A 22,447-nucleotide genomic window follows, 5' to 3' on the forward strand; every position below is an offset into this window, starting at 1 on the left:
GTCGGTGACCTTGCGGACCTTGCCCACGTAGGTCTTGCCGATCTCGGCCTCCTGAGTCACTTCCTCGACCATCTGCTGGCACTTCACCAGCGCGTCGCGGTTGGGCGCGAAGATGGTCACGCGGCCCGAATCCTCGACGTCGACCTTGGCGGTCGTCGTCTCCTGGATGCCGCGGATCACCTTGCCGCCCGGCCCGATCAGGTCGCGGATGCGGTCCGGCTTGATCCAGATCACGCTGATGCGCGGCGCGTTCTCGCTGAGCTCGCTGCGCGGCACGAAGCCCGGCAGCTGCTCGGCGGTGTCCTCGGCCATGCGCTGCAGGATGTGCAGCCGGCCTTGGCGCGCTTGCTCGAGCGCCTTCTCCATGACCGCCCAGTCGAGGCCGTCGATCTTGATGTCCATCTGGATCGCGGTGATGCCCTTAGTCGAGCCCGCGACCTTGAAGTCCATGTCGCCCAGGTGGTCCTCGTCGCCCAGGATGTCGGAGAGCACCGCGTGGCGCGGGCCATCCGAGATCAGGCCCATGGCGATGCCCGCCACCGGTGCCTGAATCGCGATGCCCGCGTCCATCAGCGCGAGTGCCCCGCCGCAGACCGAAGCCATCGACGAGCTGCCGTTGGACTCGAGGATCTCACTCACGACGCGCACCGTGAACGGCGCGTCCTCGCCCTCGGGCAGCACCATCTTCACCGCGCGCTCGGCCAGCGCGCCGTGCCCCTGCTCGCGCCGGTTGGGCGCGCGCAGCGGCCGGACCTCGCCGGTCGAGAAGGGCAGGAAGTTGTAGTGCATGAAGAACTTTCGATAGAAGGTGTCCTTCAGACCCTCGATCATCTGCTCGTCGCGCGTGCCGCCGAGCGTGGCCGTGACCAGCGCCTGTGTCTCGCCGCGCGTGAAGAGCGCCGAGCCGTGCGGGCCCTTGAGCTCGCCCACGCTGCAGGTGATGGGCCGGATGTCGGTGGTCGAGCGGCCGTCGATGCGCGGCTTCCCTTCCAGGATGTCGTCGCGCATGACCTTGCCGCGGATGTCGTGGAGGATGTCCTTCACTTCGCCGGCGAGCTTGCGGCCCGCGGACTGCGCGGCCTCGACCTGCGCCAGCGTGGTCAGCTCGCGCTTCGCCTCGCGGAAGGGAGTCACGATTGCCTTCAGCACTTCGTCCTCGACGGCGTCGAACTGCTCGTAGCGCGCGTGCTTCTCGCGCGTCTGACTCGCCTTGCGGATGCGCTCGAGGGCCATGCCCTCGATCTTGCGCACGAGCTCCGCGTCGCGCTGCGGCGGAGTCACCTTGCGCTTCGCCTTGCCGGCCTTGGCGACCAGCTCCTTCTGCGCGGCGATCAGCTTCAGGATCTCCTTGTGACCGAAGCGCAGCGCCTCGAGCACGGCGGCCTCGGAGACCTGCTTGGCGCCGCCTTCGACCATGACCAGCGCCGTCTCGGAGCCGGCCACGATGATGTTCAGGTCCGCGGCCTCGGTCTCGGCGTGAGTGCCGTTGGCGACCAGCTTGCCGTCGACCCGCGACACGCGGACCGCAGCGATCGGCGCCGGGAACGGCACGTCCGACAGCATCACGGCCGCCGATGCGCCGATGAACGCCAGCACGTCGGTCTCGTGGTCGGGGTCCGCGGACATGACTTGCGCCGTGACCTGTGTCTCGTCGCGGTAGCCGTCCGGGAAGAGTGGCCGCAGCGCGCGGTCGATGAAGCGCGAGGTCAGGACCTCTTTCTCCGTCATGCCGCGCTCGCGCTTGAAGAACCCGCCCGGGATCTTTCCGGCGGCGTAGATCTTCTCCATGTAGTCCACGGTCAGTGGGAAGAAGTCGATGCCCTCGCGCGGCTTCGCGGAGTTCACCGTGACCAGCACGGCTGACTTTCCCTGGGTGACCAGCACGGCGCCGTTGGATTGCTTGGCCAGCCTGCCGGTCTCGATGCCGACGGTCTTTCCGTCGACGGTGCATTGCACAGTTTCCATTCTCGTTCTCATTCCTCGTTGTTGTGTTTCACGAGGGCGGACGAACGGCGATCGGGGGCGCCACCTGGCGCGCGATGGTCGAGCCGCGACATACGGCTCATTCCACGTCTCTCATCTATTCTGACTCGACACCCGATCGGACCCGTGTCCGACCTCATTCCGGGGGGGTCCCCGGCCTCTAGCGACGCAGTCCCAGCTTTTCGATCAGGGACTGGTAGCGTCCTTCATCCATGCGATTGAGGTAGTCGAGCAGGCTGCGGCGCTGGCTGACGAGCTTCAGCAATCCGCGTCGTGAAGCGTGATCCTTCACGTGGGTCTGGAGATGATTCGTGAGCTCGGAGATCCGCTCTGACAGGAGCGCGACCTGCACTTCGCATGAGCCCGTGTCTCCGGGCTTGCGCTGGTGCTGCTTGACGATTTCGTGCCGACGTTCGGCCCCGACCATGCTCTTCTACTTCGAAAGTTCGGGGCGCTGTATAGCACTAAACCTCGGTGCCGCCAACGAACACGCGCACCGTGGCCAGCTCGGGCAGGCCCCGCCGGGCCTCGACCAAGGCTACCAGCTTCCCGGCGTGGGCCAGCTGCAGCATGCCCTCGGGTGGAACCCCCCGGATCTCCTGGCGCCCGAGCTGAACGCCGTTGCGCACCCGGCGCGCCACGCGGGCGTCGATCTCGAAGGTAGGGAGGCCGGTCGCCGCGAGCATCGGGATCACGCGCGACTCCAGCGCCCCCGCCGACTGCTCCAGGGCCTCGAGCGTGACGGCCTGCTCCAGGGTGAAGGGGCCGCTGCGCGTGCGGCACAGCTCGGACAGGTGCGCGCCGGTCCCGAGCGCCGCGCCCAGGTCGTGCGCCATCGAGCGCAGGTAGGTGCCCGCGCTGCAGTCGACCTCGAGCGCCACCACCGGAGGCTCGTAGAGCGTGAGCTCGATGCGCGAGACGGTCACCCGCCGCGGCTCGAGCACCACCTCCTCGCCGCGCCGCGCGCGCACGTAGGCCGCCTCGCCGCCCTGCTTCACCGCCGAGTACGGCGGCGGCACCTGGTCGATCTCGCCCTGGAACTCGGCGAGCGACTTCTCGAGCACGGCGCGCGTGGGCCACGGCCCGGGGCGCTCGGCCACGACCTCGCCCTCGCGGTCGTAGGTCGTGGTCTCGACGCCCAGCACCAGCCTGCCCCGGTAGCTCTTGGCGCCGTGAGTCAGGAGCTGCGAGAGCTTGGTCGCCTCGCCCAACGCGATCGGCAGCACGCCAGTCGCGAGCGGGTCGAGCGTGCCCAGGTGCCCCACGCGCCGTTGCTTCGCGATGCGGCGCACGCGCTGCACCACGTCGTGCGACGTGAGTCCCGCGGGCTTGTCGATCACGAGAAAGCCGTCGATCACGAGCCCTCCCCCTCACGCCGGCCGCGGGCGATGTCGCGCAGCACCGCGTCGAGCCGCTCCGCGCGGTCGAGTGAGTCGTCGCTCTTGAAGTCGAGCTCCGGCACGCGCCGCACCTCGAGGCCTTCGGCCAGGCAGCGGCGCAGATAGGGCTTGGCCTTGTCGAGCGCCGCGACCGCTTCGTCGCGGTCGCCGAGCGTGCGGTAGAACACGCGCGCGAAGCTGGCGTCGGGGGCGACCTGGACCTCGGTGATCGAGACCAGCTCGAGGCGCGGGTCCTGCGTGCGCTCGCGCAGGATGGTCGCGAGCCGCCCGTGGATCTCCTGGCCGAGGCGTGCCTGGGTGTGCTTCATCGAGTCAGTCCTCGAGCTCGTCGTCGTCGCGCCAGGCGGCCGGCGCCGCGTCGTCGGCGTCCTCGTCGAGCTCCTCGACCTCGTCGAGGCGCACCACCGTGACGTCGTCTGCGACGACCTCGGCCAGGCCGAGACTCTCGACGTAGCGCACCACCTTCTCCATTCCCTCGCGCAGGTGTCTGGGATTCACGCCCACCATCACGCAGCCGATCACCACCGAGTGTCTCTCGTCCTGGTCGGCCACCTCGGCCACCGAGACGTTGAAGCGCTGCCGGATCCGGTCCTTGACCGAGCGGGCCACCCGCCGCCGCGCCTTGATCGTCTCCGCGTCGGGCACCGCCAGCTCGATCAGCGCCGCCGCGACCAGCATCAGAGCGTGTCTGGCGTCGCCTCGATCTCGTAGGCCTCGATGCGATCGCCCACTTTCACGTCGTTGAAGTTCTCGATCCCGATGCCGCACTCCAGCGGCGACGCGACTTCGCGCACGTCGTCCTTGAAGCGACGCAGAGAGGAGAGCTTCCCGGCGTAGATCACGATGCCGTTGCGCAGCACGCGCGCGCGAGCCGCCCGCGTGATCTTGCCGTCTTCGATCGCCGAGCCCGCGATCGTGCCGATCTTCGGAATCTGGAACAGCTCCTTCACGAGCGCGTGGCCGAGCAGCTTCTCGGTCTCCTTCGGCGGCAGGAGACCGCGCATCAGCATGGTCGCGTCGTCGAGCAGCTCGTAGACGATGTCGAAGGTGCGGACGGCGACGCCCTCGCGCTCGGCGAGCTTGCGCGCCGCCGGCTCGGGCCGCACGTGGAAACCGAAGATCACGGCCTTCGACGCCGCGGCCAGCATCACGTCGCTCTCCTTGATCCCGCCGACACCGGAGTGGATCACGCTGAGCTTCACCTTCTCGGTCGAGAGCTTGCCCAGCGCCTCGCGGATCGCCTCGACGGTGCCCTGCACGTCGGCCTTCACGACCGCGAACAGCTCCTTGTCGATCGCGCCCGCCATCTTGGCGAACAGCTCCTCGGCCGTGACTGCCGCGGGGCTCTCGGTCGCGGCGGCGGTCTTCTGCTTCTCCTCGGTGATGCGGTGGTCGACGATCTGCTTCGCCTCGCGCTCGCTCTCGGCCGCGAAGAAGTCGTCGCCGGCGAGCGGCACGGCGCCCAGGCCGATGACTCGCACGGGCGTGGAGGGTCCGGCCTCCTTCACCGTGTTGCCCTCGGGGTCCTGCATGGAGCGCACGCGCCCGAAGCTGCGGCCCGCGACGATCGCGTCGCCGGGGCGCAGCGTGCCGGAGCGCACGAGCACGGTCGCGAGCGGGCCGCGTCCGCGGTCGAGCTCGGCCTCGAGCACCGCACCGCGCGCCGGGCCCTCCTTGGGCGCGCGCAGCTCGAGCACCTCGGCCTGCAGCGCGAGCATCTCGAGCAGCTTGTCGACGCCGGTGCCCTTGGTCGCGGACACGTCGACGAAGATCGTGTCACCGCCGAAGTCTTCCGCGACCAGCTGGTGCTCGAGCAGCGCCTGCCGCACGCGCTGCGGGTTGGCGTCGGACTTGTCGATCTTGTTCACCGCGACGATGATCGGGACGCCCGCGGCGCGCGCGTGGTTGATCGCCTCGACGGTCTGCGGCATCACGCCGTCGTCGGCCGCCACCACGAGCACGACCAGGTCGGTGAGCTGCGCGCCCCGCGCCCGCATCTGCGAGAACGCCGCGTGACCCGGCGTGTCGATGAACGTGACCAGGCTGCCGTCGGAGGTGCGCGCCTGGTACGCGCCGATGTGCTGGGTGATGCCGCCGGCCTCGCCCGCGGCGACGTTCGCCTTGCGGATGTAGTCGAGCAGCGAGGTCTTGCCGTGATCGACGTGACCCATGACCGTGACCACCGGCGGGCGCGGCTCGCCCGCCTCGGCGTCGCTTTGCGCACGCGTCGCGGCGATCTTGCGCTCGATCTCGGACTCGACCCGCTGCACCGCGAAGCCGAGCTCCTCGGCCACCAGCGCCGCGATGTCGCCCTCGAGAAACTCTTCGCTGGGCAGCTCCGCCTCGAGCGCGCGCGCGCGGCGCACCAGGTCGCGCACCTTCACGCCGGTCTCGCGCGAGAAGTCCACGAAGCTGATCTCGCGCGCGATCTTCACCGTGCGCTTGATCTTGGCCGGATTGGGCGGCGCGAGCTTGCGCGGCGGCGGAGTCACGCGGCGGCGCTGTGACTGGGCGCGCGACTGCTGCTCGACGATCGAGCGCCGGCGCTCGAGCTGGGCCTGCACGTTCCCGCCGCGCATCATGCGCGCGATCGTCTCCTGCTCGCGCAGGGTGACGTCGGTGCGCACCGGGCGCACGCGCGGGGTCTTGCGCTGGGCGCCGCCGGCGTCCGCTTCGCGCTCCTCGGTCTCGCCGGCCGCGGGCGCCGTCGACGGCCGTGCGGCGGCGGCCGCCGCGGGCTGCTCGGCCGCGGCCGGCTGCGGCAAGTTGGCCAGCGGGTCCTCGACGATGCGCGCCGGGCGGTCCAACGGCGTCACGACGCGCGGGTCGGCCCCACGCGAGGCAGGCTCGGCGGCGGGCGACGCGCTCGGCGCCGCGCTTGCGGCGAGCGCCGGTGACTCGAGCTCGAGCTCGGACCCGGCCAGGGGCTCCGAGGCCGTGACTGACTCGGCGGCCTCTTCGCCCAGCGCCTCCGGGCGCCCCTCGTCCTCTTTGCGCTTGCGCCGGCGGATCACCGAGCTTCCGACGCGCTTCTGGACCGTGTCGGCGGCCGGGGTGGCGGAGAGCCGGCGGCGGATCGTCGTCACCTGCTCCTCGTCGAGGCTGGCCATCGGGTTGCGGATCTCGATGCCGATCTCCGCCGCCTTCTTGATGAGCTCCTCGCGCGCGAGCCCGAGCTCGGTCGCCAGCGCGTATGCTCTCATTCCTTTGGTGGCCATTCCCGTCCTATGGTCGCGTGGGCACCCTACCCACGCTCCGGTCAGTCCTTAAGTTCCGCCCTGCGGGGCAGCGGCCGCCGCCTCGCGTGCGCGCTTCGCCTTCTCGACCGCGAGCTCGCGCGCCTTGGCCTTGACGGCCTGCGCGCCCGACTCGGAGACGCCCGGGATCGCGGTGAGCAGGTCCAGCTCCGCGTCTGCGAGCTCCTCGAGGCTCGCCACCCCGTGGTCGAGCAGGATCTTCGCCTCGTACTCACCCGCGCCCTCGACGGCCGAGAGCGCCTGCGCCAGCTCGCTCTGCACCGCGCGCATGTAGGTCTCGCTCTTGATGTCGATCTTCCAGCGCGTGAGCTGCACCGCGAGCCGGACGTTCTGACCCTTCTTGCCGATCGCGAGTGACAGCTGGTCGTCCGGGACGATCACGTCCATCGAGCGCTTCTCGTCGTCGACCATGATGCGCACGACCTGGGCCGGCGCGAGCCCGGCCACCACGTACTTCACCGGGTCGCTGCTCCAGGGCACGATGTCGATCTTCTCGCCGCGCAGCTCCTGCACCACGGCCTGCACGCGCGAGCCGCGCATGCCGACGCAGGCGCCGACCGGGTCGACGTCGGAGTCACGAGACACCACCGCGATCTTCGAGCGCGCGCCCGGCTCGCGAGCCGCGGCCTCGATGCGCACGATGCCCTCGTAGATCTCGGGCACCTCCTGCTCGAACAGCTTCATCAGGAACTCGGTGGCCGCGCGCGACAGGATGATCTGCGGGCCCTTCGATTCCTTCAGCACGTCCTGCACGTAGGCGCGCACGCGCTCGTTCACGCGGAACATCTCGCGCGGCACCTGCTCCTTGCGCGGCAGGATCGCCTCGGCGCGTCCCAGGTCGACGATCAGGTTGCCCTTCTCGATCCGGCGCACGATGCCGTGGACGATCTCGCCCTTCCGGTCCTTGTACTCGTCGTAGATGTTCTGCCGCTCGGCGCCGCGGACCTCCTGGATGATGACTTGCTTGGCGGTCTGCGCGGCGATGCGCCCGAACTCGGCGGTGTCGAGCTTGATGCCGATCTGGTCGTCGGCCTCGGCGTCGGGATCGTGGCGGTGCGCGTCGTCCAGCGAGATCTGTGCGTCGTTCGCGGGCGCACCGGCGACCACGGTCTTGAACTCGAACAGCTCGACCTCACCGGTCTCGTTGTTGAACTGCGCTTCGATCTCGCGCTCGGGCCCGTACTTGCGCCGCGCGGCGGTGAGCATCGCCTTCTCGAGGGTGTCGATGACCACCTCGCGCTTGATGTTCTTGTCCTTCACCACCTGGTCGATGATGCGGTTCAGGTCCACGTCCACGGCTTCACCTCTTGCGCTTCTGCGGGGTGTCGAACGGATGGAAGGCCTTGGCGCGCTCGATCGCGGAGAACGGGACGGCGAGGTCCTGGCCATCGCAGCGCACGGTGGCGGTCAGTCCGTCGAAGGCCACGAGCTCGCCCTTGAAGCGGCGCCGGCCGTCGATCGGCGCGCGCGCCTCGACCGCCACACGCCGCCCGACCGCGCGTTCGAAGTCGATCTCGCGCGCCAGCGCACGGTCGACGCCCGGCGAGCTGACCTCGAGCGTATACGCGCCGTCGATCAGGTCCGAGACATCGAGCCCGTGCCCGAGCTCACGCGAGACCGCCGCGCACTCGTCGACCAGGACCCGGCCGTCGCCCTGCGGGGTGTCGACGATCACGCGCACCAGCGAACGCGTGGGACCGCGGCCGAGCGCCGCGTCCACGAGCTCGAGCCCGTGCGCGCGCACGACCGGCTCGACCACCTGGAGCAGCTTCTCGGGAATATCTCTGTACATCGCGGTGTTCGCTTCGAGCATGAAACCTTCGCTTCAGCGCAGATCGAGACGTCATGGAACCCAGCGGCGACAAAAAAAGGCGGACTCACAGCCCACCTTCCTCCGGAAAACCCGGACCAAAGAGCCCGAGACTGATATCAAAAGCGCCCCTGCGCGGCAACGTAGAAGCTTGATTCCTCTTGGGAATCGGCCCTAGGCCAGCTCCGGGGGGTCCCAGGCCCGCAGCGCGCCGATCAGCTCGCGGACCGCGTGCACGCCTTGCACCCGGCAGTAGGCTTCGATTCCGTCGCGCACTTCGAGCCCCGCGCGCGGGTTGGTGTAACTCACGGTGCCGACCTGGACGGCGCTGGCGCCGCACAGCAGCATGGCGACCGCGTCATCGCCGCTCGCGATCCCGCCGATCCCGCAGATGGGGATCCGCACCGCGCGCGAGGCCTGGTAGACCATGCGCAGCGCGATCGGGAAGATCGCCGGGCCCGAGAAGCCGCCCAGACCATTGCGCAGCACGGGCCGGCGGCGGTGCACGTCGACCAGCATGCCCTGCACCGCGTTGACCAGCGCCACCGCGTCGGCGCCCTCGCCTTCGCACACGCGCGCCATCTCGGCGATCGAGGTCACGTTCGGGGAGAGCTTCACGAACATCGGCCGGGTCGTGGCCGCGCGGCAGGCGCGCACGAGCGACGCGAGCACCTTCGGGTCCTGGCCGAACTCGATGCCGCCGCTCTTCACGTGCGGGCAGCTCGCGTTGAGCTCGAGGGCGGCCACGCGGCCCACGCCGTCGAGCCGCTTGCAGACCTCGGCGTAGCGCTCGATCTCGGTCTCGAACACGCTCGCGATCACGGTGACTCCGGGCGCGAGCGCGGGCAACTTCTCGCGCACGAACGCCTCGACCCCCACGTTCTCGAGGCTGATCGCGTTCAGCATGCCGGCGGGCGCCTCGCTGATGCGCGGGGGGTGGTTGCCGGCGCGCGGCTCCAGCGTGAGTGACTTGGCCACGATGCCGCCCAGCGCCTCCAGGTCGACGAAGGGCGCGAGCTCGGCGCCGTAGCCACAGGTGCCGCTGGCCAGGAGCACCGGGTTGCGCAGCGCGACGCCGGCCAGGCGGGTGCTGAGATCGACCGCGCTCATGCCGCCCCCCAGCCGAGTGACTCCGACGGGAACACCGGCCCGTGCGTGCACACGTAGCGGAAGCCCGCGGTGGTGCGCACGGCGCAGCCCAGACACACGCCGAAGCCGCAGGCCATGTTGTTCTCGAGCGAGACCAGGCACGTCGCGCCCGCCGCGCGCGCGAGCGCGTGCGCGCGGCGCATCATGCCCTCGGGGCCGCAGGCGAACACGGTCTCGCCGGCCGCGGGAGTCACGAGCTCGGTCACGACGCCGCGCGCGCCCTGCGAGCCGTCGTCGGTGGCGACGGCCAGGTCGCCGCCCAGCGCCGCGAAGTCGTCGAGCCCGAGGATGTCTGCGCGTGTGCGCCCGCCCAGCCGCACGCGCACGCCCTTCGGGGCGTCGCGCGCCAGCTCGTAGAGCGAGGCGATGCCGGTGCCGCCGCCGACCAGCCAGTCACCCGGGCGCGGCGCGGGAAAGCCGTTGCCCAGCGGCCCGAGCAGTGACAGCTCGGCGCCGCGCGGCGCCTGCGCGAGCAGCCGCGTGCCGCGCCCGACCACCTTGAAGCGGAACTCGAGCAGGCCGCCGACCACGCGGTACACGGCCATGGGCCGCGGCAGGAGCGGGTCGCGGTGCGTGCGGTCGGGGTCGAGACCCAGCATCGCGAACTGACCGGGCCGGTGACCCGGCCAGCCCGGGACCTCGAGCCGGATCGACGTGGCATCGGCGCCGGCCACGCGGGCGCGCGTCTGGATCAAAGCGCGACCCCGAGCTCGAGCGCGTCCTCGCCATCGCGGTAGTAGCGCGCCCGGCGGCGCGCGGTGCGGAAGCCCAGTGACTCGTAGAGCGCCAGCGCGGCCGCGTTCGATCTGCGCACCTCGAGGTGCACGCGCCGCGCACCGCGTGCGCGCAGCCCCGCCAGCAGGCTCTCGAGCAGCGCGCGCCCGAGCCCGGCCCCGCGCTCGGCCGGCGCGACCGCGACCGAGAGCAGCTCCGCCTCCTCGCCCACACGCGCGGCGAGCGCGAACCCCAGGAGTGACTCGCCGCGCTCCGCCAGCGTGCCGAGCACGCCCGGCCGCTCGAGCGCGGCGCGGAACGAGGCCGCGGTCCAAGCCTCGGGCAACGTGGCCGAGGCCAGCGCGGCGATCCGCGCGGCGTCGCCGAGCGCCGCGCTGCGAACCGCGCTGCTAGCCACGTTCGCGCTCCGTATCCACGTCGATCTTCAGGCTCTTCAGCTTGCGCGACAGACTCTCGCGCGCGAGCCCGACGGCTTCCGCGGTGCGCGAGATGTTCCAGCCGAAGTTCCCGAGCTTCTCCAGCAGCCACTCGCGCTCGAACGCGGCGCGCGCCGCGGCCAGGGTGTCCTCGCCGCTGCCCGCGCGCAGCAGCCGGTCGCGGTCGAGGCTGGTGATCTGCGGCGGCAGGTCGGCGACCTCGATCGTGTCGCCGGGAGTCATCAGCACCAGTCTCTCGATCAGGTTCTGCAGCTCGCGCACGTTGCCGGGCCAGGCGTACTCCGAGAGCTTCGCCAGCGCCTTGGGCGCGATCTTCTTGGGCGGCCGGCCGCTGTCGGCGGCGTAGACCGCGAGATAGCGCTCGACCAGCTTCGGGATGTCCTCGCGCCGCTCGCGCAGCGCCGGCACGTGGAAGGGAATCACGTTCAAGCGATAGAAGAGGTCTTCGCGGAACCGCCCCTGCGACATCTCGGCTTGCAGGTCCTTGTTGGTGGCCGCGATCACGCGCACGTCGACCGCGATCGTCTCGGTCCCGCCCACGCGCTCGAAGCGGTGCTCCTGCAGGATGCGCAGGATCTTGGCCTGAGTCATGAGACTCATGTCGCCGATCTCGTCCAGGAAGATGGTGCCGCCGTTGGCCATCTCGAAGCGGCCGCGCTTCTTCTGGATGGCCCCGGTGAACGCGCCCTTCTCGTGGCCGAAGAGCTCGCTCTCGATCAGCTCCTCGGGGATGGCCGCGCAGTTCACCGCGACGAACGGCTCCGACGAGCGCTTGGAGCGCAGGTGGACCCAGCGCGCCACCAGCTCCTTGCCCGTGCCGTTCTCGCCCGTGATCAGCACCCAGCCGTCGGTGGGCGCGGCGATCTCGATCTGCTCCTTCAGCTTCACCATCACCGGCGCCTCGCCGATGATCTCGCTCTCGCCCAGCAGCGCCTCGCGCAGCTCGCGGTTCTCCTGAGCCAGGCGCGCGCGCTCGAGGCCGTGGTCGATGCGCAGCAAGAGCTTGTCGTAGCTGAGCGGCTTCTCCAGGAAGTCGTATGCGCCGAGCTTGGTCGCGCGCACGGCGGTCTCGATCGTGCCGTGGCCCGACATCATCACCACCGGCAAGAGCGGGTGAGTCGCGCGCAGTGACTCGAGCAGCTCCAGGCCGTCGCGGCCGGGCATGGCCACGTCGAGCAGCACCAGGTCCGGCGGCGAGGCGTTGATCTCGCGGTCGGCCTCGTCGGCTCCGGCCGCGAGCACCGGGCGGTGACCCTCGTCGGCGAGCACGTCGGCGATGGAACGGCGCACGCTCTCCTCGTCGTCGACGATCAGGATCGTGGCCACGGCGCCTCGGTACGGACGGGAAGCTCCACGATGAAGCGGCTGCCGCGCGGGCGGTTCGCCGCCACGCGCACGTAGCCGGAGTGATCGGAGACGATGCGCGACACGATCGCGAGCCCCAGCCCGGAGCCCGCGCGTTTGGTGGAGAAGCCGGCCTCGAACAGGCGCGCGCGGTCCTCGGGCCGGATGCCGTTGCCGGTGTCGGCGACCTGCAGGTGGATCGTGCCGACCGCGGCGTCGTAGCGCGTCGAGACGTTCACCTTGCGCGGCCCCGGGCCGGCCTCGTCGATCGCCGCCACGGCGTTGTCGCACAGGTTCAGGATCACGCGCCGGATCTGCTGCCGGTCGAGGTCGAGCATGGGCACGGCCGGATCGAGCGCGGCCGTGAACTCGATCGTGGCGTTGCCGCGGTACAGCTCGACCACCTCGGACACCAGCTTGTTCAGGTCGGTCGGCGCCGGGTCGGTGGCGGGCAAGCGCGCGAAGCTCGAGAACTCGGCGAGCAGGTGCTTCATCGCCTCGACCTCGGCCGTGATCGCGTCGGTGCTCTCGCGCAGGAGCGCCTCGGACTCGGGGTCGGCCACCTTGCCCGTGAGCTTGCGCCGCAGTCTCTGCGCGGACAGCTGGATCGGAGTCAGCGGGTTCTTGATCTCGTGCGCGATGCGCCGCGCCATCTCGCGCCAGGCCGCCATGCGCTGCACGCGCATGATCTCGGTCACGTCGTCCACGACCACCACGAAGCCCGCCGCCGCGCCGCTCGGGTCGTGCATGCGCGACGCGGTCCAGTTCAGCGTGCGCACCTCGCCGCCGACCGCGATCGGCATCTGGCGGCGCAGGGTCTCCTGCGGGCCCGACGCGAGCCGGTGCAGAAGCCCGGTCAGCGCGTCGTTCACCGGGCCCGTGAGCATCTCGTCGATCTTCTTGCCGACCCAGTCACCGGGCTGGACGCCGAGCAGGCGCAGCGCGGGCGGGTTGATGGTGCGCACGGTGAACTCCGCGTCGAGCGACGCCACGCCCGCTCCGACCGCGCGCAGGATGATCTCCATCTGCGCGCGCCGTCGCTCCAGGTCCTCGCGGTTCTTGGCCAGGTCGGTCGCCATCCGGTTGAAGCCGTCGACCAGGGCCGAGATCTCGTCGTGCCCTCCCCGCTCCACGCGCACGTCGAGGTTTCCGGCCGCGACCTCCGCGGTCGCGCCCGCGAGTCTCTCGATCGGCTCGGTGACTTGCTTGGCCAGCCGGAAGCCGATCCACGACGAGAACAAGACGCTCGAGAGCGTGATCATCGCGAGCAACATGAGCATGCTCGCCTCGAACGTGCCCTTGCGCGGCTGGAGTCTCTCGTAGGCGGCGCGCGCCGCGCGGATGCCTTCGACGCGCGTGCTGATCGCGCGCGGCAGGAAGCGGTTCACCACCACCACGCCGACGATCTCCCGCGCCTGACCGGCGCCGCGCACCGGCACCACCGAGCGCACCAGCTCGCCCGGGCCCGCGCCCTGGATGACGCTGCGCTCGCTGCCTTCGAGCGCCGCCTTGATCAGCGCCGAGGTCGGCGCCTCGAACGCGACCACCGCCAGCTCGGGCTGGGTCGCGGTCGCGAGCTCCTCCGAGTCGCGGTTGAACACCTCGACCACGCCCAGGTCGTACTCGGCCTGCTTCTCCGCCACGAACTTGCGCAGCGGGTCGAGCGCGTCCGCGCGCAAGAGCTTGCGCTCCTCGAGCTGCGCCGCGATGCGCCGCGCGAAGAACAGGGAGGACTCCTCCGCCTCGCTGTAGTAGGCATCGGCGACCTCGAGTGACTGGCCCAGGCTGTCGGACAGCTCGAGCTCGAACCACACGCTGACGGCGCGCGACATCAGGAGCGCCGAGAGCACGAACAGCGCCGTCGACGACAGCGCCGTGGCGAACACGAACGAGGTCACGAAGCGCGTGTTCAGCTTGGAGCCGAAGCGGCCGGCGCGCCGGTCGACGAACAGCTTCACCACGTTGCGCGAGAGCAGGAAGACCAGGAGCCCGATCAGCGCGACGCTGAAGTTCAGGAGCGCCAGCAGCACCGTGTCGCTGGCCAGCGGGAGCGCGTGCGCCCGGGTGAGGAGCTCCTGCTCCACCCCGAACAGTAGCGCCAGGACGGCGAACGCCAGACCCGCCAGACGCCAGTCGCGCCGGCGCCGCCGTGTCTCTTCGCTGACTTCCGTGGACTTGCTCGCCGGTTCCAATCGCCCCAACGCTAACGCACGCCGGCTTTTCGCATCAAGCTGTCCCGCGCGCATGGCGCGCCCGTAAGCCTCTGAAAAATGTCGGGTTTGGGCGCGCCGAACGTCAAGCCGCGAGTCCCGCCTTCCGAAGAGCCCGAGATGCAGCCGCGCCCGCGTACGCCCGCGAATCGAACCTCGCCCGAGCAGGCGGAGCGCATCCAGCGCTTGCTGCAGAGCTTCGCGACCAACCCCACCGACGCGCGCGCCTTCCGCACGCTGGAAGAGCACCTGTATCTCGCGGGCGCGTGGAGCGAGCTCGCGAGCGTGTACGACTGCCGGCTGTCGGTGCTCCAGCCGACCAGCCCGGAGCGCGCCGAGGTCCTGACCAAGGTCGCAGGCGTGTACGGCGAGCGCCTGGGCGACGTCGCGCAGTCGCGCGCGCGCTACGAAGAGCTGCTGCGCATGCAGCCGCAGAACGCGACCGCGCTCGCGACCTTGCGCCGCATGCTCGCAGCCGCGGGAGACGTGACTTCCGCGCTGCAGCTCGCCGAGGCCGAGGAGGCGCTGCCGCTCGAGTCCAACGCGCGCGCGCAGCTCTTCGCCGAGATCGGGCAGCTGTGGCGCGGGCTGGGCGACAAGGACGAGGCGCGGCGCCGTTTCGACGCCGCGCTCGAGCTCGACCCGACCTGCGACCCCGCGGTGCAGGGCGCGGCGCTGCTCGCCGAGGACGCCGGCGACCGCACGCGCGCCTTCGGCCTGCACGAGAGCCGGCTGGCGGGACTCAGCGGCAACCACCGCGCCGACGTGCTGGAGCGCATGGCGCGCCTGCTCCCGCCGGGAGAGACCGAGCGGCGCAAGTCGCTCTTGTCCGAGATCGTGAAGAGCCATCCCGAGCGGCGCGGGCCGATCGAGCGACTGATCGAGCTCGAGCGCTCGGCGCGCCAGTACGGCCGCGTCGACGAGCTGCAGCGCGCGCTGTGGAAGCTGGTGCACGACCCGGTCGAGCGCATCGCGCTGGCCACGGGCGCAGCCGCCCTGCAGATCGACGAGGCCCAGAACGTGTCCGCCGCGGTGCACTGGGCGGAGCGCGCCGACGAGATCGCCTCCGACGACGCGGCCGTGCAGAAGCTGCGGCTGCGCATCCACCGGCGCGCGGCCTCGCACGCCGGCATCATCGACTCACTCGAGAAGCTCACGCGCATCGAGGGCGTGACCAGCGTGCGCGCGCTCGAGCTCGCCGTGCTCTACGAGCGCGAGGGCCACGCCGAGCAGGCCGTGCGCGCGCTGGAGCGCCTGCTCGCGACCGATCCGTACGACGCCGAGGCGCTGGCCGTGTTGGACCGCTGTCTGGCGCGCATGGGCCGGCACGCGGAGCGCGCCGAGGTGCTGGAGCGGCGCATGGCCGCGGCCGCCAGCAACGAGGACGCCGCCGACCTGATGGTCGAGCTCGGCGACCTGTACGCCCACGCGCTGAGTCACTCCGCGAACGCCGAGGCCGCCTACCGGCGCGCGCTCGAGCAGGTGCCCGCCCACGCAGCCGCCGCAGCCCAGCTGCGCGACCTCCTGCGCTCCGCCGGGCGTGGCGACGAGCTGTGCGCGCTGCTGCGCGGGCTCGCCACGGCCGCGCCTCCCGGACGCGGCCGCGCGGCGCTCTTGTGCGAGCTGGCGCAGCTCGAGCTCGAGCACGGGGCCGGGCCGTCCGAGGCGCGCGCCGCCTACGTGCAGGCGCTCGAGACCGATCCCAGCTGCGGGCCCGCGCTGGCCGGCCTGCGCGAGCTGGCCAGCTCGACGCGCGAGCCGGCGGCGCTGCTCGAAGTCTCCGAGCGCGAGCTCGCGCTCGAGCCGCCGCCCGAGCGCGCGGCCGTGCTGCTGCAGGACATTGCGCAGGCGGCGAACGCGCTGGGCGACCCGGCACGCGCCCGCGCCGCGCTGCAGCGCTCGATGGAGCTTGCGCCCGCGCCCGAAGCGCTGGGCCTGCTGGCCGAGCTGGCGCGCGCCGATGGCGACTTCGCCGCCGAGGCGCGCGCGCTCGAGTCACTCGAGGCGCTGGTGCACGACGCCCACCCCGAGGCCCACGCGCTCGCCTGCGTGCGGCTCGCCGAGCTCGCCCTGGCGCGCCCCGAGCCCGAGGCACTGCAGGACGTGGAGCGCTGGTACCGCGCGGCGCGCGCGAGCGCGCCCGAGGACGAGGCGCTGCGCGCGCGGCTGATCGAGCTCTACCGCCGCTCGGGCATGAAGCCCGAGCTCGCCCAGGAGCTGCGCGCCCAGCTCGAGGCCGGCGGGCCGCGGCCCCCGCTCGAGCTGTCGCTCGAGCTCGCGCGCACGCTGGCGGAGCTGGGCGATCTCGTCCAGGCGTCGACCGTGCTGCAGCCCGCGTTCGAGCGCGAGCCGGAGTCGAACGCGGCCGGTGACCTGCTCGAGAGCCTGCTCGCCGAGCAGGATCGGATCGAGGAGCTGTGCGACGTGCTGGCGCGGCGACTCACACGCGAGCGCGACCCCGCGCGCCGGCGCGAGCTCGCGCACCGCCAGGCGGGCCTCCTGCTCGACGGCCTGCGCCGCGGCGCCGACGCGATCGCCGTGCTGCGCGAGTTCGCCGATCCCACGCGCGACGGCCGGCTCGAGCACCTGTTCGCGCGCGCGCTCGAGGCCGGCGGCGAGACCCGGGAGCTCGAGGCGTGGCTCGGCATGCGCGAGCCGCACGTCTCGGGCGCCGAGCGCACGGAGCTCCTGCTGCGCCTGGCCGCGCTGCAGGAGGGCGACGGACGCGTCGCCGAAGCCATCGCGTGTCTCAAGCGCGCCCGCGACGACGCGTCGCCCGAGCTCGCGCCCACGGTGCGCAGCGCGCTGCTCGCGCTGCTCCGCACCCATGGCACACCCGAGGACCACCTCGCCTTCCTCGAAGAGAGCATCGCCGCCGCCGACGGCCCGGCGCGGGCGTCACTCCTGGTCGAGCGCGCCCGCCTCTACGCCGAGCGCCTGCGCGACTCGGCGCGCGCGCTCGCGGACCTGGAGCGCGCCGAGAGCGACGGCGAGCTGGGCGCCGACGACCTGCGCCTGTTCGCGGAGCTGTGCGCCGCGGCCGGCGCTCACGACCGCCAGGTGCGGGCGCTCGAGAAGCTCGCGGAGTGCGCTCCCAGCGCGGAGCTGCGGCGCGCGACCTGGCTCGACCTGGCGCGGCTGCTGGGCGACGGCCCCGCGGAGGTGCGCGACGACGCGCGCGCCGAGCGCGTGCTGAAGGGACTCCTGGAGCGCGACGGGGCCGACCCCGACGCCTTCGATCGACTCACACTCCTGTACGAGCGCACCGAGCGCGGGCGCGAGCTGCGGCGGCTGTTCGGCGAGAGACTCGCCGAGCCGAACCTGCGCAACGGCGAGCGCAGCGCGCTGGCGCTGCGCCTCGCGCGGCTCCAGCTCGCCTCGGGCGAGGCGCGGCTCGCGGTCGAGACACTCGTGGGCGCCCGCCCGTCGCAGGGCGACGATCCCGCGCTCGAGGAGCTGCTCTACGCGGCGCTGGGCGCCGCGGGCAACCGCTCGGGACAGACCCGGCTGTGCGCCGAGCGCGCCGCCCGCGGCGATGGCCCCGAGCGCGCGCGCTGGCTGCGGCGCTGGCTGTCGGCGCTCGAGGCGGCGGGCCAGCCCGCGTCCGAGCGGCTCGCGGTGGTGGAGCGGCTCGGCGCCGAGCGGCCCGACGATCCGGAGCTGCTCGCCCTGCGCCTGCCGCTCTTGCGCGAGGGCGCCCCGCCCGCGGAGCTGGCCGACGGCCTGGAGCGGGCACTGACTCACTCCGGCTCGGCCTCGCAGGCCACGCGCCGCCTGTGGGTGCGCGAGCTCCTGGCGCTGTGCGAAGGCGTGCTCGCCAGCCCGGGCCGCGCGCTGGCGCTGGTCGAGCGCGAGCTCCCGAACGATCCCGGCCTGCGCGAGCACGGCCTGCGCGCGTCGCGCGCGCTGGGCGACGGCGCGCGCGAGCTCGAGCTCTTGCGCCCGCTCGCGGCGGCTGCCGGCGACGCGGCCTTCCCGCCCGCCGAGCTGCGCCGGCTGGGCCTGGCGCTGGCGCGCGCGGGCGAGAGCGCCGAGGCCTACACCGTGCTGTGTCGCGCGCGCGCCGCCATGCCGCTCGACCGCGAGGTGCTGGCCGCGCTCGAAGACCTGGTGCGGCCGCGCGGCGACGCGGCCGAGCTGCTCGACGTGCTCTCCGCCCGCTTCGTGACCGAGGCCGGCGAGGCACGCCTGCGCGCCGCGCGCGACGCGGTCGCCAGCGCGGCCCGCGCGCGCGACCCGAAGCTCGAGCTGGCCTGGCTGCGCAAGCTCCACGCCCTGCAGCCGCTCGAGCGGCGCGAGCGGGCGCGCTGGCTCGCGCTCGAGCGCGAGGTCGGCAGCGCGGGCGGCCGGCTCGAGGCCGTGCGCTCACTGGCAGAGCTCGCCAGCGACTCGCTCGAGCAGGCCGAGCTGGCCGCAGCCGAGGGCGAGATCCTGGCCGAGGGCGGACAGCTCAACGAAGCCAGCGCCTGCTACGCGCGCGCGCTCGCCAGTCAGCCGCGGCCCAAGCTCGCCTGGCTGCGCGCGCAGAGTGACTTGCTCGCGCGGCTGGGACGCCCGAGCGAGCGCGTCGACCTGCTGCGCGCGCTGGCGCGCCACAACGACGCCAGCGCCGAAGAGCGCATGGGCTTCCAGCGCGAGCGCATCGAGCTGCTCGCGTCGCACCCGGAGCTGCGCGAAGAGGCGGCGCTCGAGCTGCGCATGTGGCTCGACTCCGACCCGGGCGCGTCGCGCTCGGCACAGCTCGAGCGCATGCGTTCGCTCTTGCGCCTGTACGCGGACCTCGGGCGGGACGCCGACTGGTGCGCGCTGGCCGAGCGCGCGCTGCCGCTGTCTCCCGACGTGGAGCGCGCGGAGCTCGAGCGGCGCATCGCGGGGCGCCTGGGCGGCGCGCTGGGCTCCACCGACCAGGCGATCGCCGCCTGGCAGCGCGTGCTCGCGCGCACGCCGGCCGACCGCGAGGCGCTGGCGGCGCTCGCCGCCCTCCTGCGCCGGCCCGGCGACGAGGCGCGCCGCGCCGACGCGCTCGAACGGCTGGCGAGCGCCGGCGCCGACGGCGCCGAGTCACTCTGGCTCGAGGCCGCGCGGCTGCGCTGGCAGTCACTGGGCGACGCGCGCGCAGCGCTCGAAGACACCGACAAGGCGCTCGCGCTCGCGCCCCGGCTCGACGGCGCGCACGACCTGCGCAGCGAGCTGTGCGCGCAGCTCGACCGCCACGACGACGAGGCGGCCTCGCTGCGCGCGCTGCTCCAGTCCGATCCCGAGGGCGAGCACGCCGCCGACCGCTGGCTGCGGCTCGCCCAGCTCGTGGCGGCGCGGCGCGAGGGCTGGCCCGAGGCCGTCGAGGCCGCGGAGCGCGCGCTGTCGGTGTCCGATGGCCGCGCCGGCCTGATGCGCGACGCGCGCCGCGTGTTCGAGCGCGCACACGCGTTCGAACGCGCGCGCGACCTCTTGTGCGACGAGATCGCGGCCGCGAGCGGCGACGACGCGCTCGACCTGCACCGCCGCCTGGCGCGCGTGGCCTGGGACGAGCTGCACGACGAGGAGCTGGCCTGCAAGTCGCTGGCGGCGCTCGACGCCGCCGATGCGCTGCGCACCGACGATCGGCAGCGCTACGCGGCCGCCCTGGCCGAGCAGGGCCGCCTGCGCGAGTCACTCGAGCAGCGCCACGCGGCCCTGGCCGACGTGGGCGAGCTCGCGCCCGCGGCCGCCTGGCTCGAGCTGGCGCACGACGCGATCGAGAAGCTCGACGACCCGTCGCGCGCCCGCGACGCCTGCGACCGCGTGCTGGCGCGCGAGTCACAGAACCGCGAGGCGCTCGAGCTGCGCGCCATGCTGCACAGCCGGCTGTGCGAGCCGGCGCGCGAGTTCGAAGACGTGCTGGCGCTGGCCGAGCTCGAGACCGACTCCGCGCAGGCTGCTCTGAAGTTCACGCGCGCGGGCGAGATCGCGCGCGACCGGCTCGACGACCCGATGCGCGCCTGGGCGCTGTTCCGCACCGCGCTGCGCCGCGATGGCGCGCACCTTCCGGCCCTGCTCGGCTCGGGCCAGATCGCGCTCGCGCGGCGGGAGTTCGCCGAGGCCGAGCGCGCCTTCGGCCTGGCCACGCAGCTCCTGCGCGGCTCACCCGACGAGGACAAGCTCGCCGCCACGGCACGCTCCGCCGCCGAGGCGGCCCAGGCCCAGGAACGCTTCGCCGAGGCGTTCCGCTATCTCGAGCTCGCGCTCGAGCGCGAGCCGACTCACCCCGGTGCGCTCGACGCCATGGCCGGGCTGGCGCTGCGGCTGGGCGCCTACCCGCGCGCGCGCGACTGTCTCGACGCGCGCCTGCGCTCGCGCGAGCTCGCACCCGACGAGCGCGCCGACCGGCTGGTGAAGCTGGCGCAGGCCTGCGAGGGCCTGCAGCAGCTCGATCGCGCCGCCGCCGCGCTCGAAGAGGTGCTCTCGATCCGGCCCCACGACGAGGTCTCACGCGCTCGCGCGGTCGACCTCTTGGAGCGGCTCGGCGAGACCGAACGCGCGGTGCTGCAGCTGGACGCCTGGAGCGAGCACGTGCCCGCCGAGTTCGCGGCGCGGCTCAAGCTGCGCGCGGCCCAGCTCGAGCTCAAGCACGGCGAGCGCGCCCACGCGCGCGCGCGGCTCGAGGCAGTCACGGCCGGCGAGTCGGCGCCCGACGACGCCTGGGTCACCCTGCTCGAGATCGTGCGCGCCGACGACGGGGCAGCCCGTGCGCTGGACGTGGTCGCGCGGGCGCTCGCGGCGGTGAAGGCGCCCAAGCCGCGCGCCGCGCTGCTCTGGGCCTCGGCCGAAGCCTCCGCCTCGCTGGGCCAGAACGCGCCCGCCGCGCGCCGCGCCATGGAGGCGCTCATGCTCGAGCCGACCCACGTGCCGGCGGCGCGCATGCTGGCCGCGAACCTCGGCCAGCTCGAAGACTGGGGCCAGGCCGTGAAGCTGCTCGAGAAGACACTCGACGCCGCCCACCCGGATCGCCCCGTCGAGGCCGAGCTCTGGGAGGCCGTGGGCCGCGCCTACGCGGGCCCGCTCGAGGACATCGAGCGCGCACAGCGCTGCTATCGCCGGTCACTCGAGTGCAACCCGCTGCGCCAGAGCGCGCGCGAGGCGCTGGCCGACACGACCGCGTTCGACCCGGCCGCGCACCGCGAGTCGGTCGACGCGCACCGCGGCCTGCTCGAGCGCCACCCGGGCCGGCGCAGCTCATGGCGCTCGCTCGAGCGCATCGCCGCGCACTGGAAGCGCGAGCGCGCGCAGAAGACCTGTCTCGCGGTGCTGCAGGCGCTCGGCCCGCCGGGCGGCGCGACGCCGATCGAGGGCGCGCTGCTGGTCGAGGTCGGCGCTTCGCCGGACGGAACCGTCGCCGCCGCGACCGAGCTCCTGCTCGCGATCCACGAGGCGGGCGCCCTGCCCGCCCCCGACGCCACGCCGCCGATCCCGACGCCCGCCGCGCCGCTCGAGCAGGCGCTCACGCTGCTGGTCGGCCCGGCCTGGAAGCTCGGTGACTCGGCGCTGCGCGGGATCTGGAGTCAGCCGGGCGACGACTCGACCCAGACCGGCGACGACCTGGGCCGCAAGGCGCGCAAGCGCCTGAAGAAGGCGCTGCGCAGCTTCGACACGGAGCTCTTGCGCGTGCTCACGCCCGATCTGTGGCGCGAGCACGTGCTCGGCCAGGCCGCGGCGCGCGTGCTCGCCGCGGGTCAGATGGAGCTGCGCGACCTGTTGCTCGAGCTGCTCGGTGGCTGGCCCACGACCTCGCGCCTGGCCCTGCGAGCCAGCGGAGACCTGGCGTCGGCCGTCCAGCTCTGCCCGCCGGCGCGCGTGTTGCTGCTGCGCGTGGCCGGCGCGGTGATCGGGTCGCTCGGACTCTAGGAGGTCCGGGCCCTAGCTGCGGCGAGCGAGCGCGGGCTGCAGGACCCCGGCCTCGGGCGCGAGCTCACGCTCGCTGCTCGGGCTCTCGAGCGTCCAGCAGGACGGGTTCGCGCGGATCTCGGCCACCAGCGCCTGATGGAGCTTGTGACCGCCGCGCACCGCCTTGACGTGGCCCTGCAGCGGAACGCCGAGCAGCGCCAGGTCGCCGATCAGGTCGAGGATCTTGTGGCGCGCGAATTCG

General features: G+C 72.8%; 15 protein-coding genes. 1 reads left to right on the forward strand and 14 read right to left on the reverse strand.

Annotated elements, in window-relative coordinates; all coding sequences use genetic code 11:
* The 13 genes from VMR86_21935 to VMR86_21995 form a co-directional block, all read right to left on the reverse strand.
* Window positions 1-1,965: polyribonucleotide nucleotidyltransferase (locus VMR86_21935; GenBank protein HTO09727.1), on the reverse strand; the 1,965-nt coding region annotated here is incomplete at its 3' end.
* Between the two features lie 178 nt (window positions 1,966-2,143).
* The gene (gene rpsO / locus VMR86_21940) at window positions 2,144-2,410 is read right to left on the reverse strand and encodes a 30S ribosomal protein S15 (GenBank protein ID HTO09728.1); all 267 of its coding nucleotides are present in this window, start codon (window positions 2,408-2,410) and stop codon (window positions 2,144-2,146) included.
* 37 nt (window positions 2,411-2,447) lie between these two features.
* Window positions 2,448-3,341: a tRNA pseudouridine(55) synthase TruB gene (gene truB / locus VMR86_21945; GenBank protein HTO09729.1), complete on the reverse strand. Its 894-nt coding sequence runs from the start codon at window positions 3,339-3,341 to the stop codon at window positions 2,448-2,450.
* Window positions 3,338-3,691, reverse strand: coding sequence for a 30S ribosome-binding factor RbfA (gene rbfA / locus VMR86_21950; GenBank protein HTO09730.1), 354 nt, complete (start codon window positions 3,689-3,691; stop codon window positions 3,338-3,340). The genes truB and rbfA overlap by 4 nt, the downstream gene beginning before the upstream one ends.
* A 4-nt stretch (window positions 3,692-3,695) precedes the next feature.
* Complete coding sequence (locus VMR86_21955; GenBank protein HTO09731.1) at window positions 3,696-4,061, reverse strand: DUF503 domain-containing protein; 366 nt, start codon at window positions 4,059-4,061, stop codon at window positions 3,696-3,698.
* Window positions 4,061-6,601, reverse strand: coding sequence for a translation initiation factor IF-2 (gene infB / locus VMR86_21960; GenBank protein HTO09732.1), 2,541 nt, complete (start codon window positions 6,599-6,601; stop codon window positions 4,061-4,063). Before infB ends, VMR86_21955 begins: the two co-directional genes overlap by 1 nt.
* Before the next feature lie 48 nt (window positions 6,602-6,649).
* Window positions 6,650-7,936 (reverse strand): transcription termination factor NusA, encoded by a 1,287-nt coding sequence (gene nusA / locus VMR86_21965; protein ID HTO09733.1) that lies wholly within the window; start codon window positions 7,934-7,936, stop codon window positions 6,650-6,652.
* Between the two features lie 4 nt (window positions 7,937-7,940).
* A complete protein-coding gene (gene rimP / locus VMR86_21970) occupies window positions 7,941-8,453 on the reverse strand; it encodes a ribosome maturation factor RimP (protein ID HTO09734.1) in 513 nt (170 codons plus the stop codon).
* Between the two features lie 171 nt (window positions 8,454-8,624).
* A complete protein-coding gene (locus tag VMR86_21975) occupies window positions 8,625-9,560 on the reverse strand; it encodes a dihydroorotate dehydrogenase (protein HTO09735.1) in 936 nt (311 codons plus the stop codon).
* Entirely contained in the window at window positions 9,557-10,294 is a 738-nt protein-coding gene (locus VMR86_21980; protein HTO09736.1) for a dihydroorotate dehydrogenase electron transfer subunit, read from the reverse strand. The genes VMR86_21975 and VMR86_21980 overlap by 4 nt, the downstream gene beginning before the upstream one ends.
* On the reverse strand, window positions 10,291-10,731 hold the full coding sequence (gene rimI / locus VMR86_21985) for a ribosomal protein S18-alanine N-acetyltransferase (protein HTO09737.1): 441 nt from the start codon (window positions 10,729-10,731) through the stop codon (window positions 10,291-10,293). The genes VMR86_21980 and rimI overlap by 4 nt, the downstream gene beginning before the upstream one ends.
* Window positions 10,724-12,097 carry a sigma-54 dependent transcriptional regulator gene (locus tag VMR86_21990; protein ID HTO09738.1) on the reverse strand — a complete coding sequence of 458 codons (1,374 nt, stop codon included), beginning with the start codon at window positions 12,095-12,097 and terminating at the stop codon, window positions 10,724-10,726. Before VMR86_21990 ends, rimI begins: the two co-directional genes overlap by 8 nt.
* The gene (locus VMR86_21995; protein ID HTO09739.1) at window positions 12,082-14,307 is read right to left on the reverse strand and encodes an ATP-binding protein; all 2,226 of its coding nucleotides are present in this window, start codon (window positions 14,305-14,307) and stop codon (window positions 12,082-12,084) included. Before VMR86_21995 ends, VMR86_21990 begins: the two co-directional genes overlap by 16 nt.
* Window positions 14,308-14,445: 138 nt before the next feature.
* Between VMR86_21995 and VMR86_22000 the strand changes: the two genes are divergently transcribed.
* Window positions 14,446-22,206, forward strand: coding sequence for a hypothetical protein (locus tag VMR86_22000; GenBank protein ID HTO09740.1), 7,761 nt, complete (start codon window positions 14,446-14,448; stop codon window positions 22,204-22,206).
* Between the two features lie 12 nt (window positions 22,207-22,218).
* Here VMR86_22000 and VMR86_22005 read toward each other — a convergent pair.
* Window positions 22,219-22,447, reverse strand: a 229-nt coding sequence (locus tag VMR86_22005; protein ID HTO09741.1) for a UDP-3-O-acyl-N-acetylglucosamine deacetylase, incomplete at its 5' end; no start/stop codon positions are given.

It is taken from the genome of Myxococcota bacterium (genome assembly GCA_035498015.1).
Taxonomy (GTDB): Bacteria; Myxococcota_A; UBA9160; order SZUA-336; family SZUA-336; genus VGRW01.

Bases quoted from the DNA above. Each gene is read 5' to 3' on its own strand.
- rpsO (HTO09728.1), bottom strand. From the start codon at position 2,410: ATGGTCGGGGCCGAACGTCGGCACGAAATCGTCAAGCAGCACCAGCGC.
- rbfA (HTO09730.1), bottom strand. From the start codon at position 3,691: ATGAAGCACACCCAGGCACGCCTCGGCCAGGAGATCCACGGGCGGCTC.
- VMR86_21955 (HTO09731.1), bottom strand. From the start codon at position 4,061: ATGCTGGTCGCGGCGGCGCTGATCGAGCTGGCGGTGCCCGACGCGGAG.
- infB (HTO09732.1), bottom strand. From the start codon at position 6,601: ATGGCCACCAAAGGAATGAGAGCATACGCGCTGGCGACCGAGCTCGGG.
- rimP (HTO09734.1), bottom strand. From the start codon at position 8,453: ATGCTCGAAGCGAACACCGCGATGTACAGAGATATTCCCGAGAAGCTG.
- VMR86_21975 (HTO09735.1), bottom strand. From the start codon at position 9,560: ATGAGCGCGGTCGATCTCAGCACCCGCCTGGCCGGCGTCGCGCTGCGC.
- VMR86_22000 (HTO09740.1), top strand. From the start codon at position 14,446: ATGCAGCCGCGCCCGCGTACGCCCGCGAATCGAACCTCGCCCGAGCAG.